Here is a 17,447-nt window from a genome sequence, read left to right on the forward strand (position 1 = left end):
CCGAGAAAGGCTTTGATCTTTTGGCGGCGAGTTGCCTAATCCTCTCCTTTACGATTATGAGTTCAAACCTGTCTGACATCTCCCACGACCAATTGGCAGTGCGCCGCCAAAAGCTTGCGGACCTGCGTGAAAAAGGCGTGGACCCTTTCCGCACCGACTTTCAGCCGACTCACTTCTCGTCGGAAGCGGTAGCTGCTTTCGTTGACGGCGCGGAGCCGGAAGAGCAGCCAGCCGTGAGCGTCGCTGGCCGCCTGGTCGTGATTCGCAAGATGGGCAAGGCCCAGTTCGTGAAGATCCAGGACCAGGCCGGGATCATCCAGATCTACGTTCGCCTCGACGGCATCGGCGCCGAAGAGTACGCGGATTTCAAGAAGCTCGACTTGGGCGACATCATCGGGGTCGAAGGCCAGCTTTTCCAGACCAAGACCGGAGAAATCAGCATTCGCGCCACCAAGTACGCGCTCGTTTCCAAGTCGCTTCGTCCGCTTCCGGAGAAGTTCCACGGCCTAACCGATACGGAGCAGAAGTACCGCCAGCGTCACCTGGACCTGATCATGAACAAGGATTCCCGCGAGCGCTTCTTCAACAGGAGCCGAATCGTGAGCGGAATCCGTCGCTACCTCGAGGAGCGTTCCTTCCTGGAAGTGGAGACGCCGGTTTTCCAGACCATTGCCGGCGGCGCCGCGGCGAAGCCCTTCGTGACGCACCACAACAGCTTGGATCGCGACTTCTTCATGCGAATCTCCCTGGAGCTCTACCTCAAGCGCTTGCTGGTTGGCGGCTTCGATCGCGTTTTCGAAATCGGCCGCAATTTCCGCAACGAGGGAATTTCTCGCCGTCACAATCCCGAGTTCACCATGCTCGAGGTCTACCAGGCGTACTCCGACTACCGCGGCATGATGGAGCTCATCCAAGGCCTGATCCGCCACCTCGTGACCGACGTGCTCGGCGGCAAGGAGATAAAGATGCCCAATGGCGAGGTAATCGACTTCATGGGCGAGTGGCGCGAAGCCAAGTACAAGGACCTCGTTTGCGAAAAGGTGGGCGATCCGGACTGGTTCTCCAAGAGCAAGGAAGAGAAGCTGGCCAAGACCAAGGAGCTCGGCCTCGACTGCCAGCCGGACTGGGAGGACTACGAAGTTTCCAACGAAGTCTTCGGCAAGCTCATCGAGCCGTACCTCATCCAGCCGACTTTCGTGACGCACCTTCCCAAGGAGCTCTGCCCCTTGGCCAAGATCACTAAGGACGACGATTCGACCATCGACGTTTTCGAGCTTTGCATCGGCGGCATGGAGATCGCTCCTGCGTATTCCGAGCAGAACGATCCGGACGTGCAGCGCGAGATGTTCGAGAAGCAAGCTGGAGAGGAAACGCAGGACATGGACGAAGACTTCCTCGAAACGCTCGAGTACGGCATGCCTCCCGCGGGCGGTCTCGGCATGGGAATCGACCGTATCGTGATTCTCCTGACGGAAGCGGAGAACATTCGCGACGTGATTCTCTATCCCCAGCTTCGCTCGTAACAGCTCTGCGGATACGAAATTCCATTTTCCATTAGGGACGCTCTTTTTAAAAGGGGCGTCCCTTTCTTTTGCGCGCCTCGTTCTCGTTTTTCGTTCATCCCGTGCGCCGGACTGGGGATGCGGAGGGCGGAAGGCTTCTTTATTATAAGTAGCTTGCCTCGCGTCGCCGCTTACTAATTCTTGCAGGCCGATGCCTTGGTACCTGTATATCGCGATCCGACACACCTTTCCCAAAGGGAAGCGTTTGCCCTTTTTTACGATCATGTCGGTCACGGGTGTCGTGCTGGGAACGATGGCTTTGGTTGTAGTCCTCAGCGTCTTCAACGGCTTTGGCCATGCCATCCGCGAGGTCGTCGCGGACACGACAGGGGACCTGAAGGTCATGAACGGCCGGATTTTCGAGGACTACGAGGAGAAGGTCGATCTGCTGGAAGCCTCGCCGCTCGTAGCGGCTGCCGCCCCTTCCGCTTTCGGCATGGTCATGTTGCAAACGGACAATCGCCCCATCGTGCCGCAGGTGCAGGGCATCGACGTGGACAAGGAACGTCAGATCGTTCCTTTGGACGATTACATCCGCTATGGCGATTTGGACGAGTTGGACGACGACTCCTTGCTGATCAGCTCTGGCATTGCGAATACCCTGCGGCTGCGGGTGGGGGACGAGGTCGAGCTCTACACGCCGCTGATGATCCAGCGACTCAACCAGAACGAGGTCCTGCTGCCGCGTTTGATGCGGGTCGCGGCGGTTTTCGAAACGGGATTTACGAAGGTCGACGAAAATACGATCATCACGACGCTCCGCAGCATGCAGGACCTGTACGGACTTGGCGAAGGGGTGCATGCCCTCAAGGTCAAGCTGGTGGAGGGCGTGGATGCGGAGAAAGCGGCCCGCGAGCTGCAGGAATTGTTCGAGCCTCCCTTTCGTGTTTCGACTTGGCTGGAGAGCAACGCCGACTACCTCGCCATCATCGAGTTCGAGAAGCGCATGATGTTTTTCATCTTGTTGATCATAGTGCTGGTGGCGTCTTTTTCCATCGCGACTTCGCTGTTCACGTCGGTGGTCAAGAAGACGCGGGAGATCGGCTTGTTCAGTTCCATGGGGGCGACCAGCCGGCAGATTATCGCCTGCTTTTGCCTGCAAGGATTTTCGGTTGGAGTAGTGGGCACCGGAATCGGGTTCGCTCTCAGCTTCGCTTTGCTGAGCGCTCGCGAGACCATCATCGATGCGATTTTCAGAGTAATTGGCGGAAGGGAACAGACCATGCAGTTCTATTTTTTCTCGGAGCTTCCCGTGCACTACAATGCGAGCGACTTGATCGTGATCGCGGTGTTGACGATTTCCATCGCTACCCTCGCGGGGCTCGTGCCTTCCATCAAGGCTGGCTTGCTCAAACCAGTGGAGGCCTTGCGCAGTGAGTGAGCTAGCGATTTCTGCCAGCGGCGTAGCGAAGTCGTATACCACGGGCGAATCGACTCTCGAGGTCTTGAGGTCGGTAGAGCTGAGCGTGAACAAGGGCGAGTTCGTCAGTATCCAAGGCGAGTCGGGCTGCGGCAAGACGACGCTGCTCAACGTGCTTGCGGGGATCGAGTCGCCAGACTCTGGATACGTGCAATGGGGGACGGAGCGAATCGAGAAGCTGGGACGCAACGCCCTCGCCGTGAAGCGCGGCGGCTTTTTGGGTATCGTTTTTCAATCCTACTACCTGGTTCCGGAAATAGACTCTTTGCAAAACGTGCTTATGAGCCGACGCATCGTCGATGGCAGGGTAGGCAAGGAACAGGTCGACGAAGCGAGGGCCATGCTGGCGAAGGTTGGGCTGGGCGATCGCTGTCACCAAATGCCGAATACGCTTTCAGGCGGCGAGCGCCAGCGAGTTGCCATCGCCCGCGCCTTGCTCACCAATCCAGCGGTGATCCTAGCCGACGAGCCGACGGGCAATCTCGACGAAGCCACGGGCAATCGGGTAATGGACCAGCTGCGTGAGCTTTGCCGAGAGTTCGGAACCTCTCTCGTTCTCGTTACGCACAACGCGGAGCATGCGGCTTTGGCCGACCGTCAACTCACCCTGTCGCAAGGACGCATCCACTAGCATTTCCCTTCAAACCTCTATCACCATGAGCGAATCGAAACTTAAATGTGGCGTAGCCGGAGTAGGCTACCTAGGCCAGCATCACGCGCGAATCTACAACGAGCTCGAAAACGTCGAGCTTGCCGGGATATTCGAGACCAACCCGGAGCGGGCGGCGGAGATTTCGGAGAAGTTCGGTTGTCCGGTTTTCGCTTCGATCAAGGAACTGGGCGAGGTTTGCGATGCGGTCAGCATCGTGGTCCCCACCGATAAGCACCACGAGGTGGCCTTGCCGCTGCTGGAATGCGGCTGCCACTTGCTTATCGAGAAGCCGATTTGCCAAAGCCTGGAAGAGGCGGCGGACATTCTGGAAAAGGCCAAGGCTGCGAACCTGTTGGTGCAGGTCGGGCATATCGAGCATTTCAATCCGGTGATGAGTTTTTTGGAGGAAGCGGTTTCGGCTCCGAAGTTTATCACGGCGGATCGCTTGGCGCCTTTCCAGCCGCGCGGCACGGAGGTTGGCGTGACCTTGGACTTGATGATCCACGACATCGGCATCGTGCTGCAGCTGGTGAAGTCGCCGGTCAAGCTGGTGCAGAGCGTGGGGGTGAGCGCCTTGTCGCCGACGGAGGATATTGCCAACGCTCGCATCGAGTTCGAAAACGGTTGTGTTGCGAATCTGAATACAAGTCGCGTGAGCAGCAAGAAGCTGCGCGAGATTCGCGTTTTTCAGCCGAGCGGTTACTTGTCGCTCGATTTCATGAATCAAGCGGGGCATGTCGTGAAGATCGACGGCGGCGAGATGAAGACCTCGGAGGTGCCGATCGAAAAGGGCGAGCCGCTTAAGCTGGAGCTGGCTAGTTTCGTGGAGAGCGTGAACGAGCGCAAGCAACCCAAGGTAGGCGGCGAATTGGGCAAGACGGCTCTCGAACTGGCAATTACGATCACCAAGCAGATCCGCGAGCGCGCGGCGATGTAAGGGCTGCGCTTTTCCCAATGTCGAAATCTGAATCCGCAGAAATTTCATTTCCGCCCGCCGAGGGAGGTTGGGTTGATATTCTCGTTATCGCTGGCGAGCACTCGGGCGACGAGCATGCCGCTCGCATGATGAAGTCTGTCATGGCCCAACGGCCGGATTTCAAGGTTTGCGCTATTGGGGGGCGGCATCTCGAAGCGACGGGCGCCCAGGTGATATTCGATCTGATCGACTACTCGGTCATCGGTCTAGTCGAGGTGCTGAAGCACTACAGCGAGTATAAGAAAATCTTCGACGAAACCATAAGTTGGATTGAAAAATACCGCCCTAAGATGGTGGTGTTTGTGGACTACCCTGGCATGAATCTTCGCATTGCTAAGTCCCTTATGGACAAGGGTATTGCAAATAAGGCCGGGGGAGATGTGAAGCTGCTTTATTACATCAGCCCGCAGGTTTGGGTTTGGAAGGCGAAGCGGAAGTACAAGATGGCCAAGATGCTCGACTCTCTGGCGGTTATATTCCCGTTTGAAGTCGATGTCTTCGAAGGGACCAAGCTCGATACGCGTTTCGTGGGGCATCCGTTTCTGTCCAGCGATTACGATTTGCCGGTTAGCTACGATCCGAGTGGGCCGATCCTGCTGCTGCCGGGAAGCCGCAAAGCTGCCATTGGCAGAATCGCTCCCATTCTCTTTTCTGCCTTTAGCGAATGCCTGAAGAGTAAGAGCAAATTGAGGGCGGTCTGCATCTACGCTTCGGAGGACTTGAAGAAGTTGTTGGAGAGTATTCTCAAGAATTTTCCCGAAGTGGAGCAACGTATCGAATTGCGGCCGAACACCGACGAGCTTGGAGCTCGGGCAGTGCTCACGAGCTCCGGCACGATGTCGCTGAATTGCGCTCTCGCTAACATCCCTGGCGTGGTCGTGTATCGCACGCATCCCCTCACCTACATGATGGGGCGGATGCTCGTAAAGGTTCCCTATATCGGGATCGCGAACATCCTCCTAGGCAAGCCGCTCTATCCTGAGTTTATCCAAGGCGCTGCGACCAAGAAACGCCTCGCGGCCGAGATTACGGACTGTATCGAAAATGCGGAACGTATTAAGCAGACCCGGAACTGGGCGGCCGAATTGCGAGAGTTGTTGGATAAGCCAAGGTCCGGCGGTCCTGCAGAGTGGCTTCTCGACTACTGGTAAGCGGCGATTGTTGTAAGCGGAGCGATTCGGGTGGGCAGCGCTGCTTTGCGAGCCGCTTAGCCAGGTGTTACGCATTTGGAATCGATCTGGCTTTGGTTTGTTGACTTGGCTTTTGCTCAGCGGTTATTGGGCGGTATGGAAATTTCGGACAATTCGATTCCTCGATCGGCGGTGGCAGTGTACTCGGGCGGGATGGACTCGACGGTGATGCTGTATCGCATGCGGGAGCTTGGCATCGAGATCAAGGGGGCGTTGAGCATCGACTACGGGCAAAAGCACTCGAAGGAGCTGCGGGTAGCGGCCGACTTTTGCGAGGAGCTCGGTATTTTGCATAAGGTGGCGGACCTCAGCGGATTGCAGGACTTGTTCGGCAAGAGCAGCCTGACGAACAGCGAGGAGGAAGTTCCGGAAGGGCATTACGAGGAGCTCCAGATGAAGTCCACGGTGGTGCCGAATCGGAACATGATTTTGCTGGCGACCGCGACCGCTTGGGCGATTTCCTTGGATGCCGAGGCGGTTGCCTATGCGGCCCATGGCGGAGACCATGCCATTTATCCTGATTGCCGGGAGGAATTCGCGAATGCCTTGGACGATGCGATTCGCCTGTGCGACTGGAGCAAGGTGTTCCTTTACCGCCCCTTCGTGCGCTCGAACAAGGCGGAGATCGCTGCGCTCGGGGACCGTCTCGGCGCGAGCTTGGAGAAAACCTGGTCCTGCTACAAAGGCGGGGCCTTGCACTGCGGTCGCTGCGGCACTTGCGTCGAGCGGCGGGAAGCCTTTTATTTGGCCGGAGTGGAGGATAGGACCGATTACCTTGCGAGCGCTCCATCGGTTTCCGATCTGGTGAAATCCGGCTGGAAACTCTAATTTGGATTGCTAGGTACCGAGTGTTGGGTGGTGGTAGCTTTCGATAACTATGTTTACCTGCAAAAAGACTTATGCGGACATTCCGTTCGCCCACCGGCAGCACCGGCACGACGGGCATTGCGCGCAGATCCATGGGCATAACTGGAGCTTCACCTTTACCTTCGGCTGCGACGAGCTGGACGAGTGCGGCTTCGTGGTAGACTTCGGCAAGCTCAAGCCCATCAAGGCTTGGATCGACGAAAACCTCGACCACGCCTGCGTCTTCAACCATGACGATCCGCTCCTGCAGGACATCCTGGCCATCAACGAGCAGAGTGGTTGCCGGGTATACCAACCCTACGTCGTGGAGCTGTGCTCGAGCGAAGGGATCGCCCAGCATCTCTTCGAAGTGATGGGGCCGAAAGTGACGGAGATGACCAATGGACGGGCGTTCTTGACTTCGGTGGAGGTGATCGAGGACGCCAAGAACAGCGCGACTTACGAGCCGGCTCGTCGGTAGTTGGATTTTGAATATGGGCGGACCGTTGAAGACCTTGCCAGTGCACGAGCGCTTTCACTCGTGGCAGGGCGAAGGCGTGCACCTGGGACGCTCCGCCTACTTTATCCGCTTGTTCGGCTGTCCGGTGCACTGTCCGTGGTGCGACTCGGCTGGGACATGGCATGCGGACTACGTGCCGAAGAATGTGGATCGCTTTTCCGCGGACGACTTGGCGGATGCGGCCTTGGAGAGCGGGGCGAAGTTTGCGGTAATCACCGGTGGCGAACCGGCGATCCACGACTTGAACGACTTGACGGCAGCCCTGCGGGAACGCGGGATCGGCCGGCATCTGGAAACCAGCGGCGGATTCGAGATTCGCGGAGATTTCGATTGGATAACCTTGAGCCCGAAGTGGCAGAAGCTGCCCTTGATGGACAACCTCGCGATCGCTTCCGAGTTCAAGCTCATCGTGGAGGATGTCGAGTCGATCCAGAAATGGATTTCCACCATTGGCTCCAGCTTCAGCGAAGGGCGCCCGGTCTGGCTGCATCCCGAGTGGTCGCAGCATGGAAACGCCGCCGTATTGGAGTCGATCACTCGAGCGGTTAAGGACTTGGGAGATCCCTATCGGGCGGGCTATCAGATGCATAAGCTTTATCGGGCGGACTTGCTGGATCCGAATTCCAGAAAATCTGCTCCCTTAGGTGGCGACGAGACGAAGGGCTACTAGCGCTTAAGCGATGAGGTTTAAGACGGTAGCTGTATCCAATTATCGGAACATAAAATTCGCTCGCTTAGATGTAGACGCGGATCGTGTGTTCTTCCTTGGCCGCAACGGGCAGGGCAAAACCAACCTGCTGGAAGCGACCGGGTACGTGACTTCGCTGCGAGCCTTTCGAGCTCGGGAAAACGAGACCTTGCTAGGCCCCGAATCGCCGCAGGCGGAGATTCTCTTCGAGATGGAGCACGAGGAGTACGACGAGGTGGAAGCTCGGGTTCGGATTAAGAAGAAGGGCAAGGAAGTGTACCTCGACCGCGAGCCGGTTCGGCGGGCTTCCGACTTCGTGGGGCGATTCCCTGCGGTTATGCTCTCTTCGGAGGACTTGAGCATCGTGCGAGGGTCGCCCGGTGGGCGGCGGCGCTTTATCGACACCTTTTTGTGCGGGATCGATCGGGATTACTACGTTGCTTTGCAGCGTTACCAAAAGTGTATCCAAGAACGCAATGCGCTGCTCAAGAAGGGAGCGGCTGCGAACTTGATGAAGCCCTTCGAGGTTCAAATGGTGCAGCCTTGCCTGGAGGTGATTCGCAAGCGCGAGAAGGTGATCGGAGAGTTGGGCGGCATGGCCAGTCGCTTCTACGAAATGCTTTCCGGTTCGGCGGAGGAGATCGGAATGAGCTACAAGCCGAACGCGTCGCCGGAAGACGAGGACGCCTATTGGGCCTTGTTGGAGCGAAACCGGCGTCGCGACGAGATCATGCACAGCACGAGCAAGGGGCCGCATCGCGACGATTTTGAGCTGAGCTTGAACGGTCGGCCCGCCGCGGACTTCGCTTCGGATGGACAGCAGCGCAGCATCGCCTTGTCTCTCGCTTTCGCTACCATCGCGTATTGGCGGGAACGTTTCGGGGTGTGTCCGGTTTTGCTTATCGACGATGTCCTGGGGGAGCTCGACCCGATGCGGCGCCAGCGCTTTTGGAATGCCTTGGACGGCGGTATCCAGTTGATCGCTACGGGCACGGAACTTCCGGATGCGGCCAGCGGCAAGGAATGGCGCGTCTACGAGGTCGAGAAGGGGGAGTTTAAGCCTTCCGCTCCCTAAAGGGCGGCTTCGAGGATTTCGACGAGCTCGAACTTGGTGAGCTCGATAGGATTTCCCTTCATGCTGCTCGACTTGGCGGACTTGCGGGCGGCTTCTTCGATTTGGCTGCGCTCGAGTCCCAGTTCTCCGAGGGATTTGAGGGGGAGTTCGTTGCAGAGCGATTCGAACCAGGCGAGCGCGTAGGAGGCTTTCGCTTGCGGGTTTTCGGTCAGCAGGGTGGCGACGTCGTTCATTTTCGCCCGGCTTGGGTTTTCGCGGTTGCGGGTATCGAAGGCTCTCAGGTTTGCGGAGAAGCAAGAGACGAGCAGGCTGGCGCAGATAGCTCCGTGGGGAGCGGGGATCATGCCGCCGAGCGGTCCGGCGAAGCCGTGGATGGAGCCGAGCTTCGCGTTGGCAAGGGCAATGCCGCCGCAGAGGCTAGCGGCGCAGAGGTCGGACTTCGCTTCCGTATCCAATTCCGTCCTACACGCTTTCCGCAGGGAGCGGGCTGCGAGTCGCAAGCCTTCCCGGGCAATGCCGTCGGTGAGCGGGTTCGCGAATTTGGAGAGGTAGGCCTCGAGGCACTGGATGAGGGCATCCATGCCGGTGTAGGCGGCGATTTCTGGGGGAAGTTTATAGGTGAGTTCGGGATCGACTACAGCCCAGGTCGGCAGCATGGAAACGCTGCGTAGGCTTACTTTGACGCCGGCTTTGGGGACGCCGATGACGCTGTTGCGCGTGGCCTCCGCTCCGGTGCCCGCGGTGGTGGGCACTGCCATGAAGGGGAGCGACTTTTCGCTGAGGGCTTTGCCTTTGCCGACGCCTTCGAGGTAGTCGATCAGGTTGCCGGAGTTGGTGACGAGGGCTGCTACGGCCTTGCCGGTATCGATCACGCTGCCGCCGCCGATGGCGACGACGCATTTGGCTCCGGCGTCGCGGGCCGCTTCGCTAGCGAGGGTAACGGACTTGATGTCCGGTTCGCCGTTGACGGGATGAATGAAGACTTCGAAGCCGCTTTGGGTAAGCAGGCCGATCAGTTGGGCGTAGCGTTTCGAGTCGCTGCCGGTGAGGACGAACAGCGGGGAGAGCGACTCGTCGAGCAAGCTCGGAATCGTCTTCGCGACTCCTTCTCCGAAGTGGATGTTGCGGGAGGTGGCGAAGGTGAAGCTGGACATGGGCGAACCGGAGCGTGAGGAGAGGAGGAGGCAGGGAGCGTCTAGGAAGACTGAAGCTTGGCCTTGAGGGCTGCGTTCACGTTGGCGGGGACGAACTTGGAAATGTCCGCGCCGAACTTGGCGACCTGCTTGACGAGGCTGGAGCTGGTATAGTTGTAGCCCTCCTTGGTCATGAGCAGGATGGTCTCTATCTCGGAGGCGAGGTGGCGGTTCATCAGGGCCATTTGAAATTCGTATTCGAAATCGGATACGGCTCTCAGGCCGCGAATCAAGGCGATGGCGCCTTCTTGCTTCGCGAGGTCGACGAGCAGCCCGCTAAAGGTCATGACGGTGGTGTTGGGGATGCCGACCAGGTTTTCCTCGACCATCTTCATGCGTTCCTCGGTGGAGAAAAAGGGGCCTTTTCCCGCGTTTTCGGCAACGGCGACGATGACCTTGTCGAACAGCCTGCAAGCGCGTTGCAGGACGTCTAGGTGGCCGTGGGTGATGGGATCGAAGGTGCCCGGGTAAATGCCAATCTTCATAAGCCGATAAAAACGAAGACTTTGCGGAAACTGTAAGGGCTTGGCAATGACGGAATGCGGTAGCTCCCGCCGCAGCGGCCTAAGGCGCAGGGACTGGGTCTGGATTGGGGAGGCTTGGTTGCGAAGCGGATGGGGTTTGGGGTTGCGGGGGGAGGGATTTCCTTGAGAGAAGCGGAGGGACATGAGTTTGGCTAAGTTTATATTGGCGTCGCAGTCGCCGCGTCGCAGGGAATTGTTGGATCGCATCGGGGCGCGTTTCGAGGTGTTGCCGGCGGAGGTGGAGGAGTTTGAGGAAGGCCATGGGGATCCCGAGGGCATGGTCCGCCACAATGCCCAGCTGAAGGCTGCTTGGGTCGCAGACCAGCATCCGAGCCGCTACGTGCTGGGATCGGATACGACGGTACATATCGACGGCCGCGTGCTCGCCAAGCCGGTGGATTTGGACGATGCCCGTCGTATGCTGAGGACTTTGGGCGGGCGTACCCATTTCGTCTATACAGGCTTTGCCTTGATTTGCCGCGATCGGGAGTTGGAGGTGGTCGACGGGGCCCGCAGCGAAGTGACCTTCAAGCCTTTGGACGACGCCACGATCGATGCTTATTTCAAGATCGTGAATCCTTTGGACAAGGCGGGCGCGTACGGGATACAGGAAGGCACGGAGCTGATCATCGCGTCCTTCGTGGGCTCGCATTCGAACATCATGGGTTTGCCTTTGGATGAAACAAAGGCTCTGCTGGAGCGTCACAACTTGCTTTGAAATTCCGAATCGATGCCTGTTTCTACTCCGCCAGATCGAGATACCGACACTTTTGAGCATCCGCTCAAGCGCTCGGTGAAGCGTAGGCGGGCCTATTCGCGGGAGCAGGTGGTCGTGGGCGTGCTGGGTACTTTGCTGGCCCACATTTGGTTTTTCTACATGCTTTCGCTCGGGTGGTTCGATACGGAGCCAATCAAGTCGGAGGATCGCTACCGCGACTTCAGCATCGAGCTGGCCGATCCGGAAGAGGAGGAGGAAGAGCAGTTCTATACGGAGACGAATCCGGATGTGCCGGAAAACGAGCCGGACGACACGAACCGCTATGCGGCCCGCGACCAGCAAGCGGCCAACGAAGAGAAGCCCGAGGAGCTCGACCCGGAGGATCGTCCTGCGGTGGAGAGCGAGGACACGGTGGAGTCGGATCAGACGTTGACGGGCAGCTTGCACGAGCCCGTGCTGGCTCCGCCCCCCAGCCCGAGTCCGGAGGAGGCGGAGCAGCAGCAAGCGGCCCAGCCACCGTCGCCGAACCAGCCGCTATTGCAAGCGGTCGACGCCAGCTCTACGGCCCAGCGCAAGGAGGTTCCGCTTTTCGGTTCCCAGGAGGAACAGGAGGACGAGTCGGGCATCGCGGACTACGATTATTCCAAGCTGGAGGAACCGCCGACCAACGTGACGGATCTGATCGAAGGCGAGGAGGAAGAGGGCGAGGACGAGGCTACGGCGGAGAAGAGCCCGGCGGCTCCGGCCAGGATCGCTAGCTTGCCGGTTCAGGCGGTGGATTCGGAGGATGGAATTCCTTCGCCCAAAGCGCGTCCCCAGCTGCCGCGTTTGCCTTCGGCGCCGACGCGACAGTCGAAGTTGGGCGTGTCGTCGGTGGGCCAGCTGGCGGTGGACGCGAAGGCGAGCAAGTTCGGCGAGTACATGGAGCGCTTGATCGAGACGGTGAAGCTCAATTGGGATGACCTGGTGCAGCGAAGCTCCTCGGTGGAGCGCAAGAGCACGGTGAAGATTCGCTTCATGCTGACGTCCGAGGGCTACGTTACGGACATTGAAATTTTGGAAGGCACGACCGCTCGGGTGTTCGGCACGCACATGTGCCGCCAGGCGATTGAGCGTAGCGTTCCCTTCGGGCCTTGGCCGGAAGGTTTGGTGGACATGTTCGGCGAGGAGGAGGATATCACCTTCACCTTCCATTATTACTAGAGGGACTGGAGCGGGATGGCTGAATCGCGAGGATGTGAGTGCGTGGTCCTGTTGCACGGATTGTGTCGCACCGTTCGATCGATGGAGCCGTTGCGGCGAATCTTCGAGACGCAGGGCTACGCGGTGGAGAATTTAGATTACCCATCGACGCGGCAGGGAGTCGCGGAGATCGCGGAAGGCCTGCGACCGCAGCTGCTGGCTTTGGCCGAGCGTTTCGAACGGCTGCACTTCGTGACGCACTCCATGGGAGGCATCGTCCTGAGGCAGCTGCAGGCGAAAGGGCCGCTTCCCAAGCTCGGCCGCTGCGTAATGCTGGCCCCGCCGAGCCAAGGCAGCCATGTGGTGGATCGATTAGGGGCGTGGCCGGCCTTCGGCTGGTTGAACGGTCCGGCAGGTCGGGAGCTGGGTACGGGGCCGGGGTGCCTGCCCGCGACGCTGGGTCCGGTGGATTTCGAGGTAGGCGTTTTGGCGGGCACGCGCAGCATCAATCTCATCCTCTCCCAGCTGTTGCCCAAGCCCAACGACGGAAAGGTCGCTGTTTCCCATGCCCAGCTGGCAGGGCAGAAGGCGTTTCGCGCCTTGCCGGCTAGCCATCCGTTTATCATGAGAAATCGCGAGGTTCAGGAGAACGCCTTGGCGTTCGTGCGAACGGGAGCGTTTTTGGCAGAGTAGCTATGGCCGAAGCGATAGAGGTGTTGGAAGTGGATTTTGCGGAGCGGCTGGATGCGATCCGATCGGTGCGCTTCGCAGTTTTCGTCGAGGAGCAAGGGGTGCCTGCCGAGATCGAGATGGACGAGTGGGACGCCTGCTCGCGTCACGTATTGGCGAGCAAGGCTGGCACCGCGCTTGGCACGGGGCGGCTGTTGCCGGATGGCCATATCGGCCGGCTGGCGGTGTTGCCCAGTTACCGCGGGCAAGGCGTAGGAATTCGCATCATGGAGGAATTGATGCGGCTAGGACGCGAGGCCGGGTTGCGAAGCTTCGTCTTGTCGGCCCAGGTCCATGCGGCTCCTTTCTACGAGGGCTTGGGCTTCGTTCGCCGCGGTCCGGTTTTCGAGGAAGCCGGTATTCCCCACGTGGAAATGACGCTCGAGGCCTAGTCGGGGTGGTCGGGGTTCGCAGGGAAGCGCCCTGCGCTTGTAGCGTGAATGTTTCTAATGGAAACGACTTTGAATCGTTGTCCCGATACAGTTGGCATTGCCCCTGCTTATAGGAACTCACTGAAACGATTTGCTCAGAAAAGAGCAGGAACCCGAGAGCTGATAGACTATGAAGATTGAAATACCCAGAGATTGCGAGCGCCTAGGCGCGGTACAGATTTACGGCCTTCAGAAGGTTTACGAACTCGATAGCGGCGGAAACTCCGGACAGGTAGATACTTCGCACAACGACGTGATCCGCAGCATACCCTCCGAGGCCCTTTACGAGCGACAGAAGAACATGGCCATCGTGGTGCCGGTGAAGAACGAACGCCTCAAGCTCATCGAAGGCGTTTTGGTAGGAATCCCTCACCCGTGCCAAATCATCGTCGTTTCCAACAGTCCCCGAGGTCCCGTAGATCGCTTCCATATCGAAAAGGAAGCGATTACTAATTTCTGCAAGTTCACCAACAAGAAGGTGTTGGTGGTTCACCAGAAGGATGCCGGTATCGCCAAAGCCATCGAAATGGCAGGCTACGGCGAGCTGCTAGGCGAGGACGGTCTGGTCCGCTCCGGCAAGGCGGAAGGCATGATAATGGGCACCTTGCTGGCTCGGTGGTTGAACAACAAGTACATCGGCTTCGTCGATAGCGACAACTACTTCCCCGGCGCGGTGCACGAGTACGTGCAGGAATACGCGGCGGGATTCGAGATGTTCGACACGGACAGCACGTTCGTCCGCATCTCCTGGAATTCGAAGCCGAAGGTGATGGAAAACTCCCTCTTCTTCGCGAAGTGGGGGCGCAGCTCCGTGCACTCCAACAAGACCCTCAATTTGCTTTTGTCGCACTTTAGTGGATACGAAACGGAAGTGGTCAAGACCGGCAACGCCGGGGAGCATGCCCTGACCGTCGATCTGGCCCTCAACCTCGAGTACGCTTCCGGCTATGCGGTAGAGACGCACCACTACGTAAACATCATCGAAAGCTGGGGAGGCATCTTGCCGCCCAAGGAGCAAATCGCCCACCGCGACAAGGTGACGATCTGCCAGATCGAATCGCGAAACCCGCACTTGCACGAGTCCAAGGGCGACGAACACGTGGAGGACATGATCGACGCGTCCCTTTCCGTCATTTACAATTCGCCGCTTTGCCCGGAACTCCTCAAGCGGGAGATCGCGGAAGATCGCGCCAAGCGAATGAACCTGGAACAGCCTGAAGGGGTTGCGCCGGTTCGCGTTTACAGTAATTTAAGTAATCTGAATTTGGATACGTTCTTGGAGCACTGCGAGGCAGCCTTCAGCAGCGAATCCGAATCTCTCTCCCTTGTGTAAAAAAGGCTCACTCGCTTAGCTCCACTCCCCCCGGACCCCAATTCATGGAATCTAGAAAAATCGCAATTTTCACCGACTTGGATGGCACGTTGATCGACTTCAACGACTACTCCAGCGATCTTGCCCGACCCTACGTGCTGCAGCTCATCGAGCTCGGCTACTTGGTCGTGTTTTGCTCGTCGAAGACCTTCCACGAGCAGCGAGTGCTGCAAGAGGAACTTGGCATCGAGATGCCCTGCATCGTCGAGAACGGCAGCGCCATCGTCGCTCCGGCGGGGTTCTGGGACGAGTCGATCACGCCGGTGCGCATGGTCAATGGCTGGCAGCGCGTGGAGCTGGGTAAGCCTGCGGCGGAGATCCGCCAGCGCCTGGCTCGGGTGGAGTCTAAGTTCGGGGAGTCGCTGCGAGGCTTTAGCCGAATGATGACGGAAGACGTGGCGAGCATTACCGGCTTGGATATCGGTTCGGCCCGCCGAGCCCAGGAGCGCGAGTACAGCGAGACGCTGTCGGCGAATCTTCCGCTGGACGTTTGGGAGAGCTTGGACTCGGCCTTCGAGTACGAAGGCTTGAAGTGTTTGCCCGGGGGACGATTCCACACGGTGATCGACAGCTCCGCGGACAAGGGCGCCGCGATCCGCAAGTTCGCGGAATTGTGGAAAGCGCAGTCGGAAGAGACTTTGGTATCCTTCGGTCTTGGCGACAGCGAGAACGACCAGGAGCTGCTGGAGAATGTCGACTGGCCGCATCTGGTGAAGCGTCCCAATGGGTCGTGGGCAGGGATCTCCGGGCGTCGCATCGAGCGCGTAAACGGAGTGGGCCCCAGAGGTTGGATCAAGGTAGCCAAGCAGCTGCTCGGCGAAACGCCCGCGAAGGTCTAGGGTTCTCCATTCTTGGTAGTTGATTTTTAAGGACGGAAGATCGTCAGTGGCGACTCTGTCCTTTTCGTTTGGGGAGCGACCGTAGTTGGGGTTTCTAATAGCGCGTTTCCGGGCTTTCTACGCCGCAGGGGCACTGGGAGCTTAGGGTTCTGCCTTGGAGGTTAGGGGTGGTCTTGCCCCCGTGGTACGCGATGTCGAAGAGCTTTACGGATTCGAAGGCAGCCTTGACGAGCGTCGCTGCGGCAGTGGGATAGGCGTCCTCGGCGCGTGCCTGAGCGTTTTCTAGCAGGGCCTTAACGACGCTGCTGGTGAACTCGCTTCCTTTCTCCCCGTGGCGTATGCCGTAGGTGTCTTCGAAGGTACCGCCGGCCAGAGTTTCTACGGCGCTGGAGTATGTGTATTCATGGTTCTGGCACGAGGTCAGAACGCTTTCGGTATTCGGGATGCGAAGCAGGTCTCCGGCAAATCCGTGAGCGTTGTTGGTATCGACAATGAAGTTGAGGTGGCAGGTCTTAAGCTCGTCGAACATGATTGCTAAATCCTCTGGGTAGAGTTTCGGCTCCGGTTTTCGGTCGTTGAACTTGCCGGAGTAGGCGAAGGGCAAGTCCAAGGATACCTCTTCCCGGTAGGACGAGGTTTCGATTTTGGTTTCTCCAGTGATGTATACGATGATCTCCTCGCAGCAATCGTTGAAGTCCAAGTGGATATTGATGAAGTTCAGCAACTGGTAGATGCCGCCACCCTTGGGAGCGGAGAGGTCGAGGTAGGGGCGCTTTTCGCCAGTGGCTGCGTCGAAGATGAACTCTTGCACGTTGTATCCATTGGCAGCGAGGGCGTCGGCCATGCCGGCGAGGTTTTCTACGGTTTCGGGGCTGTGGCTTAGGTCTTCGAGATTGTGAATGAGCAGCGCGTAGGCTCGCTTTTCGTTGGAGCAGCGATCGGCCGACATGCGAGGTGGCCAATCGAGAGGGGCATGGGCGAGAATGGATGTAGAGTCGCGGAAAGGAGTCCGCTGAAGCCAGGACTTGTCGTAGAAGACGTTCGGATCGGCCAGCACTGCGGCGGCGTTTTCCCAGACGAGCTGATAGTTGAGCAAGGGAAGATTCGAACGGAAGTATAGGCTGATGCTAGGCTTTTCGTAGCTCAGGAGCGCATAGGCGGTGGGGTGGCGGAAGTAGGCGCCGGGTTCGTAGTCGATGTAGGCGAACCACTCGTATTGGTTGGGGTGATAGTTGGTTCGGCTGCTCAGTTCGCCGAGGGAATCGTTTCGCTTGAGCAGCTCCTCGCAGAGGACGGCTCGGGCTCCAGGGCGCTTTTCCCAATCGATGCTTTTAAGGAACCAGGACTTTGCGTCCGCCTCGTTGGTGACTTCCTCGATTTCCGCCGTTCTAGGGGTCGGTTCTTGTCTTGGGTCGCTGCAGGCCGAGAGGGCAAGAGCCGCCACGAAAAACAGCAGCTTATTTGCTGCGCGTTTATCCTTCATGGCTACTGATGTGAATCTAGCTAATGCGGGGGTGGAAGTAAAGTAGA

18 protein-coding genes are annotated in these 17,447 nt (G+C 58.5%); 15 read left to right on the plus strand and 3 right to left on the minus strand.

Annotated elements, in window-relative coordinates; all coding sequences use genetic code 11:
• The first annotated feature begins 56 nt into the window (after window positions 1-56).
• The 9 genes from lysS to recF all read left to right on the plus strand — a co-directional run bounded on the left by lysS (window position 57) and on the right by recF (window position 8,929).
• Window positions 57-1,523 (plus strand): lysine--tRNA ligase, encoded by a 1,467-nt coding sequence (lysS, locus tag QEH57_RS19460; RefSeq protein ID WP_309008455.1) that lies wholly within the window; start codon window positions 57-59, stop codon window positions 1,521-1,523.
• A 244-nt stretch (window positions 1,524-1,767) separates the two neighbouring features.
• Window positions 1,768-2,943 carry an ABC transporter permease gene (locus QEH57_RS19465; RefSeq protein ID WP_309008456.1) on the plus strand — a complete coding sequence of 392 codons (1,176 nt, stop codon included), beginning with the start codon at window positions 1,768-1,770 and terminating at the stop codon, window positions 2,941-2,943.
• A complete protein-coding gene (locus QEH57_RS19470; protein ID WP_309008457.1) occupies window positions 2,936-3,613 on the plus strand; it encodes an ABC transporter ATP-binding protein in 678 nt (225 codons plus the stop codon). Before QEH57_RS19465 ends, QEH57_RS19470 begins: the two co-directional genes overlap by 8 nt.
• Window positions 3,614-3,638: 25 nt before the next feature.
• Window positions 3,639-4,571 carry a Gfo/Idh/MocA family oxidoreductase gene (locus QEH57_RS19475; RefSeq protein ID WP_309008458.1) on the plus strand — a complete coding sequence of 311 codons (933 nt, stop codon included), beginning with the start codon at window positions 3,639-3,641 and terminating at the stop codon, window positions 4,569-4,571.
• Between the two features lie 17 nt (window positions 4,572-4,588).
• Window positions 4,589-5,761, plus strand: coding sequence for a lipid-A-disaccharide synthase (lpxB, locus tag QEH57_RS19480; protein WP_309008459.1), 1,173 nt, complete (start codon window positions 4,589-4,591; stop codon window positions 5,759-5,761).
• 135 nt (window positions 5,762-5,896) lie between these two features.
• The gene (gene queC, locus QEH57_RS19485; RefSeq protein WP_309008460.1) at window positions 5,897-6,628 is read left to right on the plus strand and encodes a 7-cyano-7-deazaguanine synthase QueC; all 732 of its coding nucleotides are present in this window, start codon (window positions 5,897-5,899) and stop codon (window positions 6,626-6,628) included.
• Between the two features lie 49 nt (window positions 6,629-6,677).
• A complete protein-coding gene (locus QEH57_RS19490; RefSeq protein ID WP_309008461.1) occupies window positions 6,678-7,127 on the plus strand; it encodes a 6-carboxytetrahydropterin synthase in 450 nt (149 codons plus the stop codon).
• 25 nt (window positions 7,128-7,152) lie between these two features.
• Window positions 7,153-7,836 (plus strand): 7-carboxy-7-deazaguanine synthase QueE, encoded by a 684-nt coding sequence (locus QEH57_RS19495; RefSeq protein WP_309008463.1) that lies wholly within the window; start codon window positions 7,153-7,155, stop codon window positions 7,834-7,836.
• 10 nt (window positions 7,837-7,846) lie between these two features.
• Window positions 7,847-8,929, plus strand: a complete 1,083-nt coding sequence (gene recF / locus QEH57_RS19500; protein WP_309008464.1) for a DNA replication and repair protein RecF — start codon at window positions 7,847-7,849, stop codon at window positions 8,927-8,929.
• Here the strand turns inward: recF and QEH57_RS19505 are convergent.
• Together QEH57_RS19505 and coaD are read right to left on the minus strand one after the other, a co-directional pair.
• Window positions 8,926-10,083 (minus strand): iron-containing alcohol dehydrogenase, encoded by a 1,158-nt coding sequence (locus tag QEH57_RS19505; RefSeq protein ID WP_309008465.1) that lies wholly within the window; start codon window positions 10,081-10,083, stop codon window positions 8,926-8,928. The two genes, recF and QEH57_RS19505, sit on opposite strands and share 4 nt — an antisense overlap.
• A gap of 41 nt (window positions 10,084-10,124) precedes the next feature.
• The gene (coaD, locus tag QEH57_RS19510) at window positions 10,125-10,607 is read right to left on the minus strand and encodes a pantetheine-phosphate adenylyltransferase (RefSeq protein ID WP_309008466.1); all 483 of its coding nucleotides are present in this window, start codon (window positions 10,605-10,607) and stop codon (window positions 10,125-10,127) included.
• A 181-nt stretch (window positions 10,608-10,788) separates the two neighbouring features.
• Here coaD and QEH57_RS19515 point away from each other — a divergent pair, with 181 nt between their 5' ends.
• The 6 genes from QEH57_RS19515 (at window position 10,789) to QEH57_RS19540 (ending at window position 15,917) form a co-directional block, all read left to right on the plus strand.
• Complete coding sequence (locus QEH57_RS19515; RefSeq protein ID WP_309008467.1) at window positions 10,789-11,364, plus strand: Maf family protein; 576 nt, start codon at window positions 10,789-10,791, stop codon at window positions 11,362-11,364.
• Window positions 11,365-11,376: 12 nt separating this feature from the next.
• On the plus strand, window positions 11,377-12,567 hold the full coding sequence (locus QEH57_RS19520; RefSeq protein WP_309008468.1) for a hypothetical protein: 1,191 nt from the start codon (window positions 11,377-11,379) through the stop codon (window positions 12,565-12,567).
• Window positions 12,568-12,582: 15 nt separating this feature from the next.
• Window positions 12,583-13,239, plus strand: a complete 657-nt coding sequence (locus QEH57_RS19525) for an alpha/beta fold hydrolase (RefSeq protein ID WP_309008469.1) — start codon at window positions 12,583-12,585, stop codon at window positions 13,237-13,239.
• Between the two features lie 2 nt (window positions 13,240-13,241).
• Entirely contained in the window at window positions 13,242-13,667 is a 426-nt protein-coding gene (locus QEH57_RS19530; protein ID WP_309008470.1) for a GNAT family N-acetyltransferase, read from the plus strand.
• Window positions 13,668-13,836: 169 nt separating this feature from the next.
• Window positions 13,837-15,039 carry a mannosyl-3-phosphoglycerate synthase gene (gene mpgS / locus QEH57_RS19535; protein ID WP_309008471.1) on the plus strand — a complete coding sequence of 401 codons (1,203 nt, stop codon included), beginning with the start codon at window positions 13,837-13,839 and terminating at the stop codon, window positions 15,037-15,039.
• A 44-nt stretch (window positions 15,040-15,083) separates the two neighbouring features.
• On the plus strand, window positions 15,084-15,917 hold the full coding sequence (locus tag QEH57_RS19540) for an HAD-IIB family hydrolase (protein WP_309008472.1): 834 nt from the start codon (window positions 15,084-15,086) through the stop codon (window positions 15,915-15,917).
• Between the two features lie 94 nt (window positions 15,918-16,011).
• Here the strand turns inward: QEH57_RS19540 and QEH57_RS19545 are convergent, their stop codons facing one another.
• Window positions 16,012-17,400, minus strand: coding sequence for a hypothetical protein (locus tag QEH57_RS19545; protein ID WP_309008473.1), 1,389 nt, complete (start codon window positions 17,398-17,400; stop codon window positions 16,012-16,014).
• Window positions 17,401-17,447: the final 47 nt, after the last annotated feature.

The organism is Pelagicoccus sp. SDUM812005 (genome assembly GCF_031127875.1).
Taxonomy (GTDB): domain Bacteria; phylum Verrucomicrobiota; class Verrucomicrobiia; order Opitutales; family Opitutaceae; genus Pelagicoccus.

Coding starts and splice junctions, on each gene's coding strand:
- lysS (WP_309008455.1), top strand. CDS start 57: ATGAGTTCAAACCTGTCTGACATCTCCCACGACCAATTGGCAGTGCGC.
- QEH57_RS19475 (WP_309008458.1), top strand. CDS start 3,639: ATGAGCGAATCGAAACTTAAATGTGGCGTAGCCGGAGTAGGCTACCTA.
- lpxB (WP_309008459.1), top strand. CDS start 4,589: ATGTCGAAATCTGAATCCGCAGAAATTTCATTTCCGCCCGCCGAGGGA.
- queC (WP_309008460.1), top strand. CDS start 5,897: ATGGAAATTTCGGACAATTCGATTCCTCGATCGGCGGTGGCAGTGTAC.
- QEH57_RS19490 (WP_309008461.1), top strand. CDS start 6,678: ATGTTTACCTGCAAAAAGACTTATGCGGACATTCCGTTCGCCCACCGG.
- recF (WP_309008464.1), top strand. CDS start 7,847: ATGAGGTTTAAGACGGTAGCTGTATCCAATTATCGGAACATAAAATTC.
- QEH57_RS19505 (WP_309008465.1), bottom strand. CDS start 10,083: ATGTCCAGCTTCACCTTCGCCACCTCCCGCAACATCCACTTCGGAGAA.
- coaD (WP_309008466.1), bottom strand. CDS start 10,607: ATGAAGATTGGCATTTACCCGGGCACCTTCGATCCCATCACCCACGGC.
- QEH57_RS19515 (WP_309008467.1), top strand. CDS start 10,789: ATGAGTTTGGCTAAGTTTATATTGGCGTCGCAGTCGCCGCGTCGCAGG.
- QEH57_RS19520 (WP_309008468.1), top strand. CDS start 11,377: ATGCCTGTTTCTACTCCGCCAGATCGAGATACCGACACTTTTGAGCAT.
- QEH57_RS19525 (WP_309008469.1), top strand. CDS start 12,583: ATGGCTGAATCGCGAGGATGTGAGTGCGTGGTCCTGTTGCACGGATTG.
- QEH57_RS19530 (WP_309008470.1), top strand. CDS start 13,242: ATGGCCGAAGCGATAGAGGTGTTGGAAGTGGATTTTGCGGAGCGGCTG.
- mpgS (WP_309008471.1), top strand. CDS start 13,837: ATGAAGATTGAAATACCCAGAGATTGCGAGCGCCTAGGCGCGGTACAG.
- QEH57_RS19540 (WP_309008472.1), top strand. CDS start 15,084: ATGGAATCTAGAAAAATCGCAATTTTCACCGACTTGGATGGCACGTTG.
- QEH57_RS19545 (WP_309008473.1), bottom strand. CDS start 17,400: ATGAAGGATAAACGCGCAGCAAATAAGCTGCTGTTTTTCGTGGCGGCT.